The sequence below is a fragment of the Roseateles saccharophilus genome (assembly GCF_031458095.1).
Lineage (GTDB): Bacteria > Pseudomonadota > Gammaproteobacteria > Burkholderiales > Burkholderiaceae_C > Pelomonas > Pelomonas saccharophila_A.
Genome location: NZ_JAVDXU010000001.1, coordinates 26,381 through 41,655 on the forward strand (window position 1 = coordinate 26,381; position 15,275 = coordinate 41,655).

Annotated in this window: 10 protein-coding genes; 1 reads left to right on the forward strand and 9 read right to left on the reverse strand. The window is 66.9% G+C overall.

The genetic code is table 11. The features are described from left to right. Positions 1-2: 2 nt before the first annotated feature. From J2X20_RS00120 to J2X20_RS00150, 7 genes are all read right to left on the reverse strand, one after another. A complete protein-coding gene (locus J2X20_RS00120; protein ID WP_310259088.1) occupies positions 3-1,940 on the reverse strand; it encodes a hypothetical protein in 1,938 nt (645 codons plus the stop codon). A gap of 81 nt (positions 1,941-2,021) precedes the next feature. Further along, complete coding sequence (locus J2X20_RS00125; protein ID WP_310259090.1) at positions 2,022-2,975, reverse strand: hypothetical protein; 954 nt, start codon at positions 2,973-2,975, stop codon at positions 2,022-2,024. A 42-nt stretch (positions 2,976-3,017) separates the two neighbouring features. Then, positions 3,018-3,977, reverse strand: a complete 960-nt coding sequence (locus tag J2X20_RS00130) for a PA14 domain-containing protein (RefSeq protein WP_310259093.1) — start codon at positions 3,975-3,977, stop codon at positions 3,018-3,020. Between the two features lie 43 nt (positions 3,978-4,020). Continuing rightward, entirely contained in the window at positions 4,021-5,505 is a 1,485-nt protein-coding gene (locus J2X20_RS00135; protein ID WP_310259094.1) for a tryptophan halogenase family protein, read from the reverse strand. A gap of 26 nt (positions 5,506-5,531) precedes the next feature. Next, positions 5,532-7,007 (reverse strand): tryptophan halogenase family protein, encoded by a 1,476-nt coding sequence (locus J2X20_RS00140; RefSeq protein WP_310259096.1) that lies wholly within the window; start codon positions 7,005-7,007, stop codon positions 5,532-5,534. A 141-nt stretch (positions 7,008-7,148) separates the two neighbouring features. Further along, positions 7,149-10,376: a TonB-dependent receptor gene (locus J2X20_RS00145; RefSeq protein ID WP_310259098.1), complete on the reverse strand. Its 3,228-nt coding sequence runs from the start codon at positions 10,374-10,376 to the stop codon at positions 7,149-7,151. Positions 10,377-10,499: 123 nt separating this feature from the next. Next, complete coding sequence (locus J2X20_RS00150) at positions 10,500-11,768, reverse strand: hypothetical protein (RefSeq protein ID WP_310259100.1); 1,269 nt, start codon at positions 11,766-11,768, stop codon at positions 10,500-10,502. Positions 11,769-12,106: 338 nt separating this feature from the next. Here J2X20_RS00150 and J2X20_RS00155 point away from each other — a divergent pair, with 338 nt between their 5' ends. Continuing rightward, positions 12,107-13,633 (forward strand): tryptophan halogenase family protein, encoded by a 1,527-nt coding sequence (locus J2X20_RS00155; protein WP_310259102.1) that lies wholly within the window; start codon positions 12,107-12,109, stop codon positions 13,631-13,633. Positions 13,634-13,657: 24 nt separating this feature from the next. Here the strand turns inward: J2X20_RS00155 and J2X20_RS00160 are convergent, their stop codons facing one another. Together J2X20_RS00160 and J2X20_RS00165 are read right to left on the reverse strand one after the other, a co-directional pair. Then, on the reverse strand, positions 13,658-14,392 hold the full coding sequence (locus tag J2X20_RS00160) for a FadR/GntR family transcriptional regulator (RefSeq protein WP_310259105.1): 735 nt from the start codon (positions 14,390-14,392) through the stop codon (positions 13,658-13,660). 106 nt (positions 14,393-14,498) lie between these two features. After that, positions 14,499-15,233 (reverse strand): FadR/GntR family transcriptional regulator, encoded by a 735-nt coding sequence (locus J2X20_RS00165; protein ID WP_310259107.1) that lies wholly within the window; start codon positions 15,231-15,233, stop codon positions 14,499-14,501. Positions 15,234-15,275 lie beyond the last annotated feature (42 nt).

Consider the following 15,275-nt stretch of genomic DNA (forward strand, 5'->3'; position numbering starts at 1 on the left):
GGCTATCTCTTCTCGGCGCCACCACCGGGGTTGTTCTGCGGCTGCAGGCCTTGGCTCTGCCGCTGCTGCTCCTTGATGAAGGATTCCGCCGCCTCCAGGCCTGAATTGCGCTCCACCTTCTGCAGCACGCTCTGCTTGTCGATGGTCCATTCCTTGAGCGGGACATCGGGTGCATCGATGCTTCGCATCTCCGCGAGGATGTCAGCGCGGCTGACACCGGTTTCGAGGCGGGCCTGCCATTGCCTGGCCCACTGGACCATGGGCGGGTCGCGCGGGTCCTGTACCAGTGAACCGAGGGTCCGGTAGGCCTCGTCCGCGTTGCCGGCATAGGCGTGGGCCAGTGCCGCGGATCGGCCGACGGCATCGACGTCGCGGGCGGCCTGCCAGGCCGAGATGACGCCTTGCAGCGCGGCGTCGTCCGGCGTCTCGCTCGCGGCCACCTCGGCCTTGAAGAGGGCCAGGGTCGCCTCCGGCGATTGCCGGCTCAGCCCGCTCGCGCGTTGGAGATGGCGCTGCGCGGCCTGCAGCTGCCCGCGCCGCGCCTCGCCCTCGCTGCGCCCGGCCAGACGCAGCCGGGCCATGCCGGCCAGGTACTGGGCCTCGAGGTTCGCGTCGTCGTCCCGCAGGACGGCTTCCAGCCTTGACAGGGCCTGCTGCGCATCGCCCCAGTCGATCTGGGCCCGGCTCAGCGTCAGGCGGGCCGCATCCGAGTCCGGGAACCGGTCCGCCAGGCGGGCGACCTTCTTCAGCAGCGCCTGCCCGGTCTGCCGGCCCGGGCAGGACTTCAACGCGGCGTCGGCCAGCAGCAATTCGCCTGCCGCGAGCGGCAGCGTTCGGAAGCTGACGCGGGCCGCCGGCAGCGCCGGGTGCTCCACCCGCAAGACCTGCGTGCCGCGCAAGCCATAGCGCCACAACACCGCGCCCATGTCGGCCGTCTTCATGTCGAAGGCGCGTTCGAACGCGACCGTTGGCGAAGCCCCGCCGCCGACGAACTGGAGGTAGCGGCCCATGCGCTTGCGGTTGTCCTCCGACGACATCATGTAGTGCGTCAACAGCCAGGATTTCGCCTCGAACTCGAGGCGCACGCCGGCGTCGCCGGCGTAGTTGCGCGCGTTGGCCAGCCTCCCCTCCAGCACGTCCTCCCATTCCAGGCTGTATTTGTGGCCGTCGCCGAGGAATTTCAGGTAGCGGGCGATGGCATGCGGCGACCGGCCCAGCGCCATCTGCTGCTCCGAGAAACGCACGCTGGAAAAGTACTGCGCGAAGCCTTCGATGAAAGACGCCGGCGCACGTATGTCCGTGTGGCGGTAAAGGAAGTGCCGCGCATAGGCCTCGAAGACATGGCTCAGGCTGTCGTTCAGCGGGGACTTCTCGAGCTCCCGGTCGGCCAGGTTGGGAATGCGTTCCAGATGAACCCCGAACCCCTGCACGCCGCAGGCGCTGCTGCTGTACAGGCCGACGGCATCGGCCGGCCCGCTGTCGTCGACCTCGCGCAGGCCCGAAAGGCCGGCGTGGTAGTACAGGGTCAGCTTCGCTTGCTGCGGCTCGGATGGGCGGACCGGCTGGGTGTAGATGCGCAACAGGTGGTCGAGCTTCTCCAGGTTGCCGAGCAGCGGGGTGACGTCTTCTTCCCGGGTGTCCGAGTAGACGACGAAGCGCTGGCTTTCGGCGCGGAACCAGCTGGAGACTTCGGCTCTCCTGCCGGCCACCGCGACACGCTCGAGGTTCGCCGCGCCCGGTTGCTGGGCGTCGGCAGAACCGGCCGAAAGCAGCAGAAAAGCCGTGGCCAGCGTGGTCCAGGGCGCATTGAACATGGGCTTCCTTAGGGGTTGGTGACGGGGCGTCAGTGTGTTCGCGAATGATTGCAGGCGCCGTAGCGCCGCGACCAGGGCGTCCTCGGCGGCGATGAGCCAGCGCAGGCGGCGATGGATGCCGGCCATCCTGTCGGAGTGCGGTTATTGCTCAACTGGAGGTCGCGGCGAGGATCCTGGCATGGAAGTCGTGGATGGAAACCAGAGGGATCAGCGCCCGTTTCTGCGGCGCCAGGCGTCGACCATTCGTGTCGTCAGCGCGTCGGCCTCGCTTTGTTGCGCGGCGGTGAGGGGCGCTGAAGGTGGGAGCTGCGCATCAATGGCCTTTCGCACCTGCGTGGTATCGCCGGGCACGCCATCCACCAGCATGAGCAGCCACGCCTCCTTGAATGCCTGTTGCTGCACGGGTGTGATGCCCAACTGGCGCCCAGTGTCGCCGTCGGCGAAGGCCAGGACGGGCAGCAAGCTCATGTCCCCCGCCTCGGCTGCCAAGCGCACCTCGGCTTGCAACCTGCCCACCAGCGCCGGATCGTCCTTCCCCCGGGCCCTGTCCGAGACTTCGTCGACGGACTGCAACCATTGCAGGTAGGCCAGAGCCGATCCCTGCGCACCCCCCTCATAGGCTTTTTGGAACAACTCGCCGCGGCGCGCCAACGTGGCGGCGTCGAAGACCTGGCAGCGCCGCTGCTCCTGCTGGGCTTGCTCGATCTTCTCTTGGGTCACGTCGCTGGGGCCGTCCACCCTCTGTCTGATCACAGGTGGTACCTCGCGCTGCTGATCGCGGACGATGAACAGCGCATCGACAATCCTGGACGCTTGCACGCAATCGGTCAGCGCATGCGCCGCCCGCAGCGCATCGGCTGCGCTGCCGCCGCTCAGCGCCAGCTGGACCTTGCGTAGCGCCACGCCAGGCAAGTCCTTCGGCGGGAGGAAGGGAGCAGCTGGGCGCGCTTGCGGCGCGAGGGCGCTTGCGGTCGATGCCGGCGTCGGCGAAGCCAATTCGGCGGGCGCCGCCGCCTGTTGGGATGCCGGAACCTGCAAGGCAACCGGCGCGCGGCTGGCCGCGGCGCGGCCGCGCAGCCAGGCCGCGCCGCCGGCCAGCAGCAGCAAGGCTGCTACCGCATATGCGGTGCGGCTGGCACGACGAGTGGGTGCTTTGTTCATCTTGTGCACTCCCTTGGATCGAATCGCCGGCGACGGCCTTTCCTACTGCGGTGCCGAAGCGGCAGCCGGCGGACGCCCGAGCAGCCGGGTCGGGATGGGCTGGTAGTCGGCCTCGCCCGGCTTCTTCCAGCCCAGCATCAAGGCGCCGTCGCCAGGCCCCTGGAAGTAGCGCACGCGCACGTGATGGATGCCCTTGCCGAGGTTCACGGTATCCATCAACGCACGGGGCTGGTGAAGCCCGTCGTTGTTGACGAGGGGCACATCGTCCACGAACAGCACGGCGCCATCGTCACTCAGCAGCAGGAAATCCCGGGGGCCGTCCTGCGGCACGTTGACGGTGAAGCGGATGTCCAGCCCGTACCACTCGCTGAGATCCAGCCCCGGAATGCCCAGGCCCATGTTGCGCGGGGCGAAGTTCAGCTGGGCCAGGCAGACCGTGCGGATGGGCTTGCGCCGGTTCATGTCCTTCACCGACTTGTCGCTGCTGCTCAGCCGGTACACCTCGGCCACCATCATGCGGTCTGGCGCATCGGTGCAGTCCTCGACCAGCTTGGTGCTGCCCACGGCCTTGGCCACGGGCGCAGCGGCAGCACTGGCCGGCGCCGCGGCCACCGGCGCAGCAGCGGGCGCGGCGGTCGGCGCGGCGGCTAATGGCGGCGCCACCACAGTCGCTGCAACCGGCGCGGGTTTCGGGGTCTCCACCACGACGATGGGTGCAGGCTCGGGAATGGCGGGGAGGCTGGGCGGCTGGAACTCCGGCTTGGGCGCAAGCACCGGCGGTGGGAGAGGCTTGGGCTGCTCCTTCAGCGTGATGAGGGTCATGTCGGTGTTGCGCGGTTTGGGGGGCGGCACACGCGTACGCCAGCTCAGCACCACCGCAAGCAACAGCAGGTGGACGAGCACGGTGATGAGCAGCCCGTAGCCGTTGAATCCTCGCCGCCAAGGCGATGAGCCCAGGGTCGGGGCTGCGGCGAAGCTGGGCGAGAGGGCGGGCAAGTTCATGGCAGTTAACAAGAAGGGGCGGCTCAAGGGGTGGCGGAAGGCTTCAAGGCGTCGCCTGGCCGAGCACCTGCTGCAGCAGCTGGTGGTGCAGGGGCATGCGCTCCACCGAAGCCTCGATGGCCCGGCCGCGGCCCTGCAGGGCCTGCAAGGCCCGTTCGCGCGGAATCTCCGCGACCACGGGATCCTCGCGTTCCGGCCAGGAGTCCATGCCGGCGTAGATGGCCAGCCAGCTGTTGGCGTCGGCACATTCCTCGTCGTACTCGTGCAGCACGCCGAAGCGGCGCCACAGCTCCAGCTTGAAGGCCAGCGTCTCGGGCAGCGGCATCGAGGACACGTGGCGCCACAGCTCGCTATCGCGGCGACGGCTCAGGCAGTAGTGCTGGATGATGAAGTCGCGGGTGCGCTCGAAGCGGCGCGTCGAGCCGGCATTGAATTGGGCGCGATCGCCCTCGTTCAGCGGCCGGCCGGCCAACAGCGCCGCCATCAGCCGGCCGATGCCGTCCTGGATGAGGTAGATGCTGGTGGATTCCAGCGGCTCCAGGAAGCCCGAGGACAGGCCGATGGCCACGACGTTGTGGACCCAGAAGCGCTGGCGGTGGCCGGTGGTGAAGCGCAGCAGGCGCGGCTCGGCCAGCGGCTTGCCGTCCAGGCGCGCCAGCAGTTGCTCACGGGCGCGGTCCACGTCGACGAAGCGGCTGGCAAAGACATGGCCGTGGCCGGTGCGGTTCTGCAGCGGGATGCGCCAGGCCCAGCCGCCCTCCAGCGCCGTGGCGGTGGTGTAGGGCGGGATCTCCTCGCCGCTGCGCTCGCAGGGGCAGGCCCAGGCGGCGTCGACGGGCAGCCAGTGGCTGAAGTCGACGAAGGGCTCGGCCAGCGCACCGCCCAGCAGCAGCGAGCGGAAGCCCGAGCAGTCGATGAAGAGGTCACCCTCGATGCGCCGGCCATCGGCCAGCTGCAGGGCAGCCACCCCGCCATCGGCGCGGCGCACCACGTCGACGATATGGCCCGGCGTGTGCCGCGCGCCGCGCTGCATCGCCAGCTTGCGCAGGAAGGCGACGTACAGCACGGCGTCGAAGTGGTAGGCGTAGCGGAACTGCGACTGCTCATCGGGCAGCGTGAAGCGGCCCTTCATCGCCATCACCGTGGGCACGCACTGCAGGCCCAGCGGCCCGTCCTGCTGCGTGCGCCGGTACTGGCCCCACAGCGCCTGCGAGCCGGACAGATTGCCCAGCGGGCCGAAGGTGTGGAAGTAGTCCTGGCCGACCTCCAGCCAGTCGCGAAAGCGGATGCCGAGCTTGAAGCTGCCATGGGTGGCGCGCAGGAACTCGGCCTCGTCGATGCCCAGCGACTGGTTGTAGTTGCGGATCGATGGCAAGGTGGCCTCGCCGACGCCGATGATGCCGACCTCCTCGGCCTCGACCAGCTCGACCGTGGCCCGGCCTTTCAGGCCGCTGGCCAGCACGGCCGCCGTCATCCAGCCCGCGCTGCCGCCGCCCACGACGACGATGCGATCGACCTTCTGCGACATGGGTGGTCTCCTTCAGCCGGCGCAGTTCATCGCCCCAGCACCTGCTGGAGCAAGCGATGGTGGGGCGGCATGCGCTCCACCGAGGCGGCGATGGCGGCGCGCCGGTCGCGCAGCGCGGATGCGGCGAGCTCGGGCGGGACTTCGGCGAAGACCGGGTCCTCCCGCTCGGGCCAGTGGTCCATGCCCGCATGCACGGCCAGCCAGCTGGTGGCGTCGAAACCCTCCTCGTCGTACTCGTGCAGCACGCCGTAGCGCCGCCACAGTTCCATCCGGAAGTTCAGCGTTTCGGGCAGGGCCATCGACGACACATGACGCCACAGCTCGCTGTCGCGGCGGCGGGTCAGGCAGTAGTGCAGGATGATGAAGTCGCGGATGCGCGAGAAGCGCCGCACGGCGCCTTCGTTGAACAGCGCGCGGTCGTTCTCGTGCAGCGGCCGTCCCGCGGTGAGCAGCACCATCAGCCGGGCGATGGCGTCCTGGACCAAATAGATGCTGGTGGACTCCAGCGGCTCCAGGAAGCCGGACGACAGGCCGATGGCAATGACGTTGTCGACCCAGAAGCGCCGGCGGTGGCCGGTCTTGAAGCGCAGCAGGCGAGGCTCGGCGACGGGCTTGCCGTCCAGCTGCGCCAGCAACTGGTCGCGTGCGCGGTCCACGTCGATGAAGCGGCTGGAGAAGACATGGCCGTGGCCGGTGCGGTTCTGCAACGGGATGCGCCAAGCCCAGCCGCCCTCCAGCGCCGTGGCCCGGGTGTAGGGCGTGAGCTCCTCGCCGGCCCTTTCGGTCGGGCAGGCCCAGGCGCCGTCGACGGGCAGCCAGTGGCTGAAGTCGACGAAGGGCTCGGCCAGCGTGCCGCCCAGCAGCAGCGAGCGAAAGCCCGAGCAATCGACGAAGAGGTCGCCCTCGATGCGCCGCCCGTCATCCAGCTGCAGGGCGGCCACATTGCCGTCGGCGTGCCGCGACACGTCGACGATGCGCCCGAGGGTGTGGCGGGCGCCGCGCTGCAGCGCCAGCTTGCGCAGGAAGGCCGCGTACTGCACGGCGTCAAAGTGGTAGGCGTACTTGAACTCTTGCTGCTCCGAGGGCAGCACGAAGCGGCCCTTCATCGCCATCACGGTGGGCACGCACTGCAGGCCCAGCGGTTCGGTCAACCCCAGGCGACGGTGCTGGGCCCACAGGGTCTGCGAGCCGTAGAGGTTGCCGAAGTGGCCGAAGGTGTGGAAGTAGTCCCGCCCCACCTCCAGCCAGTCGCAGAAGTGGATGCCGAGCTTGTAGCTGCCGGTGGTGGCGCGCAGGAACTCGGCCTCGTCAATGCCGATCAACTGGTTGTAGTTGCGGATGGAGGGGAAGGTCGCCTCACCGACGCCGATGATGCCGATCTCCTCGGACTCGACGACCTCGACCGTCGCCCTGCCCTTCAGCCCGGTGACCAGGGCCGCGGCCGTCATCCAGCCGGCGCTGCCTCCCCCGACGACCACGATGCGCTCGTACTTCTGCGACATGACTCTGCTTTCGATGCTGAACCGGTGAGCACCCTGGGGTGGATGCCGCCATGTTCCATGAAACGTCCGAAAAAGGCCAAAAGGCCGGCCGCATCTGCCGGCCGGCCTGCCAACGAGCCGGGGCGGCTGCCCCGGTCCTCATCAGAAGTCGTAGCGACCGGTGAGGTAGTAACTGCGGCCGGGGAAGTTCCAGCTCGTGCCCATGAAGCCCGGCGCCTGCAGGTTGGAGTAGCGCACCGTCACGTTGTTCAGGTTCGTCACGCTGAGCGACATGCCGAACTTGTCCGTGAAGTTGTACGACACGCTGCCGTCCCACTGGCCAAAGCCCTCCTGGTACTGGGGCAGGCCCCACCAGGTGTCTTGCGCACCGATGCGCGCCGGATCGGCGCTCGTGCCGTTCTGGCCGTTCGGGCTGTTGTCGTTGCCGACATTCTTCAGCACGCGGCTGGTCCAGTTGTAGGCCAGGCGGGCGGAGAAGCCATAGCGGTCATAGCGCAGCGCGAAGTTGGCGGCATTCTTCACCAGCCCGGGCACCGGCAAGGCCCCCAGCGGCATGCCATTGGTGTCGCAGCCGTAGACCTTGAGCGCGTCGCTGGTGATCGTGCCGTTGGCCGGGCAGTACTGCACCTGGGCATTGCGATAGAACCTCTGGGCGCTGCCGAGGTAGGTGTAGTCCGCCGAGACGCCGAAACCCAGGGCCCAGTCGGGCAGGTTGTTCTTCAGGAAGTTGAAGTGGTCGAGGTAGGTCTCGGCCTTGAGTTCGATGCCATACACCCAGGCCCGGGCCGCGTTGCGCGGGCCCGTGATCAGGAAGGTCTGCGGATTGCCCGCAATGCTCATGTAGTCGCGGGTGTAGGAGGACTTGTAGATCAGGTCCTTCACGTCCTTGTAGAAGGCCGTGGCGGAGAGCATCTGGCCACTGCGCGGATACCACTCCAGCCCCAGGTCGAAGTTGTCGGCCGTCAGCGGCTTGAGCTTGGCATTGCCGGTGTTCTCGCCGGTGTAGGTGATCTGGTTGTTCGCGGTGTTGATGTTCTGGCTCAGCTTCACCGACTCCTGCAGCTGGTTGAAGCCCGGGCGGTAGACGCTCCTGGCCATGCCGATGCGCCCCAGCAGCTTGTTGTCGCCGCTGAGGTTGAACTTCAGGTTCATCGAGGGCAGCGCATCGACATGGCTGGCGTCCACATCGAGGTCTTCATTGATCGCCGCGAAGCGCGGCGCATCAGGCGGAGTGCGGTTGTCGTACTTGGCGTCGAAGGTGGTGTGGCCGTGCGAAGCGCGCGCCGTGTAGACGAAGCGTACGCCGATGTTGCCTTCCATCGGCACCTTCCAGTCGTCGAAACCGAAGCGCAGGTTGCCGTAGACGGCATGCGTACGCTCGGAGACGTCGCTGATCATGTTCGGGTTCAGGCCGTAGCGCAGCGTGGTATCCCAGATGTAGTCCGACTGATTGCAGGTCGCAACGTTGATCGGCTGAGTCGGATTGTTGGTGTTCCAGTCCCTGGCCCACTTCTGCCCGTCCAGGCACTGGTTGTAGCGCACATCTCCCAGCAGCTTGGCGTAGGTGTTGTAGTCCTTGAGGGCGCCATAGGTGGGAAACACGACGCTCGGCAGGGTGTTGCCTCCCGTGGCCTTGTAGTTGTACACCTCCACCGGTGCAGCGGCCGCATAGCGCGGATCGCTCAGGTAGGCGAAGTTGGCGCGCGACTGCCAGCCGCCGTTGTCCGACCCGTTGGCCAACTGGCCGGGCGTCCTCGTCTGGGTCACGACCCAGGGCTCGGCGATCGACTTCCAGCCCACGCTGCCCGTATCACCCGCATAGACCCCCACTTCCCGCACCGAGGTGCGGTAGGTGGTGCGGAAACCGAACCTCAGGTCGCGCAGCACCGGGTTGTCCTCGAAGAGGAACTTGCCATCGGCCTTCCAGGCGTACAGGTTGGCTTCGCCCTTGTAACGGCCAGGCATCACGGACAACCAGTAATAGTTGCCAGGATCCGCCAGGAAGGTGCGCGACTTGTCGTCGAAACCGAGCTGCACCGGGCTGGTGCCGGAGGTGGTGATGTCCATGCTCGGCAGCGAGGTGGCCGTCTGCACTTCTTCGCCGCGGGTACGGAAGGTGGATTTCACCCACTGCAGATCATTTTGCAGTGCGAAGCGCTCGTTGACGTTCCACTGGAAATTCCAGGCCAGTTCGCTGGTTTTCGTGCGGTGCTGGTTGAATGCACGGCTGGTGCCCATGCTGATGCCGCCATCGGCGAACTGGGCAGCGCCCTTGCCGCCACGACTGAAGTCCGTGATGTTGCCGTTGGCATCACGGGGCAATCGCAACGGATAGCTGTAGTGGCCCGACACCACCACACCGCGATCATCGACCACCGGGTTCTCGACCAGCACGTTGTACGGCGACGCGTTGAAGTTGCCGTCCGAGAAGTTCGGGTAGATGTTCGAGCCGGTGTTCTCCTCTTTGGACTTCGAGACGAAGGCCGTCAGCGACGACTGCATCTCGTTCTTCTTCCACTGCAGGGCACCGTAGAACCCCTGGCGGTCGCTGGTGCCGAGGTTCTGGCCCCAGTTGGCCCCAGTGGGCATCCACACCGTCTTGCCCGCCACGATGTCGGTGCGCGGGAAGTAGGCCCCGACCTGGAGGTTCTGTTGCTCGTAGGTCGAGTGGTTCATCGCCAGATCGACCAGTGCCCCCCAGCGGCCCGAATCAGTCTCCCACCGGGTCGAATAGAGGCCGGAGAGCGCCGGCGACGCCTTCTTCGTCCGCTGCTCGTAGTTGCCGCCGAAGGCGATGGAGCGCTTGGTGCCGGGGAAGTCGAACGGCAGCCAGGTGCGCAGGTCCACCTGACCCGCGACGCCGCCCTCGATCTTTTCCGCCGACGGGTTCTTGTAGACGTCCACGCCAGCCATCAGTTCCGAGGGAACCGCACTCCAGCTCAGGTCGCGCCCCGGCCAGCCGGCAGAGAAGATTTCGCGCCCATTGAGCGTGGACGATCCCCAGGACAGGCCGCGCACGTTGATGCGGTCATCGCTGCCCTCCGAGAAGTGCTTGGGGTCGTTGTTGGTGGAACGCAGGCGCTCGACAGTGACGCCGACGATGCGTTGCAGCACTTCGGTGATGGACTTGTCGGGCAGCTTGCCCGCGTCTTCGGCCGTCACCGAGTCGACGATCTCCTCGGAGTTCTGCTTGATCTTCTGCGCGCTCTGCAGGGCGGCGCGCTGGCCCTTGACGACCACCGTCTCCAGCGCGGTCGGGGTCTTGTCCGCCGCTGGCTGCGTTTGCGCAAACGCGCCCCCACCTGCGCTCAGCAGCGCCAGGTGAATGACACCGCGATAGATCGCGGTGGTCTGGAATTCTTTTTTCATAAGGTGTCTCCGTTGCTTCGATGTTCTGGCGACGCCAGGAAAGCGTCACGAATGCTTGGCACCGTGTAGCCGGCGGCGGCTGTTCGCCCGCTGATGGCCGCCCCGACTGCCGGTCACGAGGGACTACTGGATGGTGATAGCCCCGGTGAGGCCGATGGAGGATGAATAGAACGCCGTGCCCGGATTGGTGTCGTTGATGTCGAAGAGCTTCAACCGCATGCGCACGATGTCGGAGGAGCCCATCAAGGTCATGGCCGAGGTGCGCGCATCCTTGAAGCCATCGAGGGCCGTATTGAAGGCACCGATGTTCGTGGGCATGCCGGTCGCATCCCAGGGGTTGGGCAGCTTGCGGATGTTGTCGTCCACCGAAGCGGCGGTCACGCCCGCGATGCCGCAGTTGTTCGTGACGGCAAAGTTGCTCAGCGGGATGTTGTAGGCCGCAAAGCCAGGCGCCCGCGGCCAGACCAGGGTGGCCAGCTCGACATTGCAGCCGCCGTTGTTCTTGCCCAGATCAAGATAGAGCACGACGGGTTTGCCGGCGGCGTACAGGCCTTGGGGCACGCCCATGGTGAAGCCCAGGGACGTCTCGGTCGTGACCCGAAGGCCACCGGTCGTGTCACCACCGCCGTTGAACGCCGTCTTGCCCGGCGCGAAGATGTCGATCTGGTTCAGGCCGGTGTGCCAGCCGGTCGGGAAGTTGGCCTTCGGCACCTCCAGCGCCGAGACCAGCGTCTTGCCGTCGGACGAGACGGTGTGATAGCACCAGTCAGGCCGATCACTGCCGCACCATTGCCAGCCCGAGTTCAGGGTGCTGTCCCAGGGATTGACCGCGACCCCGCCGCCTTGCGCCGTGCGCAGATCGCTCGAAGAGCCCGCGCCGTTGCCGGTCGCGACATCGAAGCCATCCGCCAGCAGCAGGGGGTCGACGGCGATGAAGCGCTGCGTCGACTGCGCCGCATAGGTGTCGTTGCCAGCTTGAGTGGCCGTCACTGCGCAAGTGCCCTTGCCCAGCAGCTTGAGCTGGTCGCCGGTGATGGAGCAGTTGGCGGGCGTATCTGCCGTGAACGTGACCGGCCCCTTGGATTCCGCCGTTGCAGTGAGGGTGACCGAAGTGGTCGCCTTGCTGAGGACGTAGTCAGGCGGCGCAAACGCGATCTGCTGGGTGTGCTTCAGCACGTTGAACAGCTGGCTGACGTCGTCCGCGGGAGCCCACTGCACGCCATCGGCAGACTTGCCGCCCTGCTGCGTGGCCACCACACGGCACTCGCCCGCCTTGACCAGCGTGAGCTTGTTGCCGGCGACCGTGCAATAGTCGGGCGTGCTGGACTTGAAGGTCACCTCCAGACCTGAGCTCGTGGTGGCTGACAGCGTTGTCGGCGGGTCCAGCAGCATGCCGCCGCCGGGATACTGGAAGGTGATGAATTGCTGGCGCCCGCCAGAAGTCGCTCCCCCTTCACCACCGCCGCCGCATGCGGCCAACAAGGCGCACGTTGCCAACAGTGTCAATTTGCGGGCGTGCGGAACCATTTTCTGCTTCACGGATCTGTCTCCTGGTTCTTCGAAATAGTTGCGGCATCGGGCGCGAGCACCTGCCAGGGCCCCGACCACCGTCCGCAATGCCGCTGAGGACTGGTCGAACCATCATAAATCTGGTCGGACCAGTTTTGACTAGGGCAAACTCCCGGTCTGACCAAACTGGCCTGACCAAAACACACCGGAGGGTTCTTTTCATGGAAAGTCGCGCTCTAAGAAGAGTCGTCATCGTCGGCGGCGGCAGCGCCGGCTGGATCACCGCGGCGCCGCTGGCCCGCATGCTCTGCAGGCCTGATCTGCCGGACCACTGCGACGTCACCGTCGTCGAGTCGGCGGAGATCGGCACGGTCGGCGTGGGGGAGGCGACGCTGCCCACCATCAGCTTCTACAACCAGATGTTGGGCATCGATGAAGCCGACTTCGTGCGCAAGACCAAGGCGAGCTTCAAGCTGGGCATCGAGTTCTGCGACTGGGGCCGCGTCGGTCACCGCTTCTTCCACGGCTTCGGCGGCTTCGGCCCGGCCATCCATAACCGGCCGCTGTGGGCCTTCTGGCTGCGCCTGCGGGAGCTCGACCCCCACCTGCCCTCCTACGAGGAGTGGTCGACCGCGACGATGATGGCGCGCAGCTCGCGCTTTGTGCCACCCCAACCCGGCGAACCGTCACCGGCCAACGCCTTCAACTACGCCTACCACTTCGACGCCTCGCTTTACGGCGCCTATCTGCGCGACTACGCCCTCCGCCATGGCGCCCAACGCATCGAAGCCACCATCGTGCGCGTGGAGACATCCGAGCAGGATGGCTTCGTCACGGCGGTTCACCTGAGCGACGGGCGACGTATCGAGGGCGACCTCTTCATCGACTGCTCGGGATTCCGGGCGCTGCTGATCGGCGGCGCGATGAACTCCCTCTACGAGGACTGGAGCCACTGGCTGCCCTGCGACCGGGCCCTCGCCGTGCCCTGCGAGCGCGTCGATCCGATGACGCCTTTCACGACGTCGACCGCGCGCAGCGCGGGCTGGCAATGGCGCATCCCCTTGCAGCACCGCACCGGCAACGGCCTGGTCTACTGCAGCAGCCACCTCAGCGACGACGGCGCCGCGCAACTCTTGTTGAGCCACCTCGACGGCAAGGCCCTGGACCAGCCGCGCCAGCAGCGTTTCGTCACGGGCCGGCGCAAGCAGGGATGGGTGAAGAACGTCGTCGCCATCGGCCTGTCATCGGGATTCCTCGAGCCGCTGGAATCGACCAGCATCCAATTGATCATGGACGGCGTCGGCCGGCTGACCTCCCTGCTGCCCGACCGGGACTTCGCTCCCAAGCTGGCCGACGAGTTCAACCGCCAGATGGCCTATCGCTACGAGTCGGTGCGTGACTTCATCATCCTGCACTACAAGCTCGGCGAGCGTCGCGACAGCGAGTTCTGGCGGCAATGCGCCGCCATGAGCATTCCGGATGCGCTGGCCCACCAGATCGAGCTGTTCCGCCAGACCGGGCGGGTGGCCATCCTGGAGCCGGAGGGATTCGCGGAGCCTTCCTGGGCCTCGCTGTTCTTCGGCCTGGGCCTCACGCCGCAGCGCTATGACCCCTATATCGACCTGGTCGACCTGGAGCAGATCCGGCGGCACCTCTGGGGCGTTCGTGACGCCATCCAGCACGCGGTGCAGCTCATGCCGTCGCACACCGAATTCGTCGCGAAGCTGGCGAGCAGTCAGCGCCCCTGATCTCTGTCCCGGCGCCGGGGCCGTTCAGAGGCTGGCAGCGCCACTGAGCAACAGCTCGGCGGGCTCGCCAACCCAGCGCCCGTGAGAGGCCAGCAGATGACTGCACAGGGCGGCCGCAGCCGCCTGCGGGTTGCGCGCCTGCAGCGCACGGTAGATCGCCTCATGCTCGCCAAGAGCGACTTGCCAGGCCTGCTGCGAGGACTCGACTTCCCCGCTCATGCGGGCCGCAATCGCGCCATGGCGGCCATCGAAAAGCGCGCCCACCATGTCCACCAACAGGGAATTGCCAGCCATCTCGGCAATGCAGATGTGAAAGCGCCGGTCCGCCTCGACCGGCTTGTTGCCGCGGGCGTGTTCTGCTTGCATTGCAGCCAAGGCATCTCCCAACCGCCGCAGCCCCTCGGCGGTCACGCGGGCTGCCGCCAGCATGATGACAGCCCCCTCGAGCACGACGCGCGCCTGCATGAGCTCGGCGGGACTGTCGCCCAGCGATGACGTCGCGCCGGCGCCTTCATCCGCAGGCGTGCACACATAGACACCCGAGCCGCCGCGGATCTCCACTCGACCATCGATCTCCAGGGCGATGAGGGCCTCGCGCAGCGAGGGCCGCGAGACACCCAATTTTGCCGCCAGCTCCCGCTCGGCGGGCAGGCGCGCGCCGGGCTTCAGCCCCTCCGCTTCGATGAGGGCACGGATGCGGTCGGCGACCAGCTGATATTGGCGGCGACCTTCATCGCCACGATGTTGCGGATTGGACATGACGGTTGAACTTTCTCGCACCGTGGACGCGCTCAACAGCCAAGCCCGGATTCCGGCAGCGCCCGAGGCGGCCGATCCCGACCGATTCGCGCAACCGATGCCTTGTTTACGAGCCGCTGCCGGTTGCCTTGCTGGACCCGTCAGCCGGTTCACCGGTCCAGCGCCCATGCGAGGCCAGCAAATGGCTGCACATCGCCGCGGCCGCGGCCTGAGGGTTGCGTGCTTCCAGTGCGCGGTAGATGGCCTCGTGCTCGCCCACGGCAGCCTGCCAGGTGTGGGTCGACTCCACCTGGCCACTCATACGCGCAGCGATGGGGTCATGGCGGCCGTCGAACAGCGTGCCGACCATATCCACCAGCACGGAATTGCCTGCCATTTCGGCAATGCTGAGATGAAAGCGCCGGTCCGCATCGACCGGCTTGCGGCCACTGGCATGCTCCTCGCGCATGGCTGCCAGTGCCTCTTCGACGCGCTGCAGACCGGCCTTGGTCACGCGAGCGGCGGCCAGCGTGATGACGGCTCCTTCCAGCACGACGCGCGCCTGCATCAATTCGGCCGGACTTTCGCCGAGCGTCGACGTGGCCGCATCACCGGCACCCGCCGGCAACGCACAGACATAGACGCCCGACCCACCGCGGATCTCGACGCGGCCGTCAATCTCCAGCGCGATCAGCGCTTCGCGCAACGAGGGACGCGACACCCCGAGCTGCAATGCGAGTTCACGCTCGGCCGGCAGTCGCGCACCGGCTTCGAGTTCCTCTTCGTCAATCAGGGCGCGGATTCTGTCGGCGACCAACTGATATTGCCTGCGCGATTCGCTGGCGCGGTGATGACTGGGCATGTCCGCTGAGCTCCCTAACAATTGGACTGACCAAATGGTAAC

Excerpts from the sequence above, each read along its gene's own strand:
- J2X20_RS00120 (WP_310259088.1), bottom strand. The coding sequence starts at position 1,940 with ATGGCCGGCATCCATCGCCGCCTGCGCTGGCTCATCGCCGCCGAGGAC.
- J2X20_RS00125 (WP_310259090.1), bottom strand. The coding sequence starts at position 2,975 with ATGAACAAAGCACCCACTCGTCGTGCCAGCCGCACCGCATATGCGGTA.
- J2X20_RS00130 (WP_310259093.1), bottom strand. The coding sequence starts at position 3,977 with ATGAACTTGCCCGCCCTCTCGCCCAGCTTCGCCGCAGCCCCGACCCTG.
- J2X20_RS00135 (WP_310259094.1), bottom strand. The coding sequence starts at position 5,505 with ATGTCGCAGAAGGTCGATCGCATCGTCGTCGTGGGCGGCGGCAGCGCG.
- J2X20_RS00140 (WP_310259096.1), bottom strand. The coding sequence starts at position 7,007 with ATGTCGCAGAAGTACGAGCGCATCGTGGTCGTCGGGGGAGGCAGCGCC.
- J2X20_RS00145 (WP_310259098.1), bottom strand. The coding sequence starts at position 10,376 with ATGAAAAAAGAATTCCAGACCACCGCGATCTATCGCGGTGTCATTCAC.
- J2X20_RS00150 (WP_310259100.1), bottom strand. The coding sequence starts at position 11,768 with ATGCTGCTGGACCCGCCGACAACGCTGTCAGCCACCACGAGCTCAGGT.
- J2X20_RS00155 (WP_310259102.1), top strand. The coding sequence starts at position 12,107 with ATGGAAAGTCGCGCTCTAAGAAGAGTCGTCATCGTCGGCGGCGGCAGC.
- J2X20_RS00160 (WP_310259105.1), bottom strand. The coding sequence starts at position 14,392 with ATGTCCAATCCGCAACATCGTGGCGATGAAGGTCGCCGCCAATATCAG.
- J2X20_RS00165 (WP_310259107.1), bottom strand. The coding sequence starts at position 15,233 with ATGCCCAGTCATCACCGCGCCAGCGAATCGCGCAGGCAATATCAGTTG.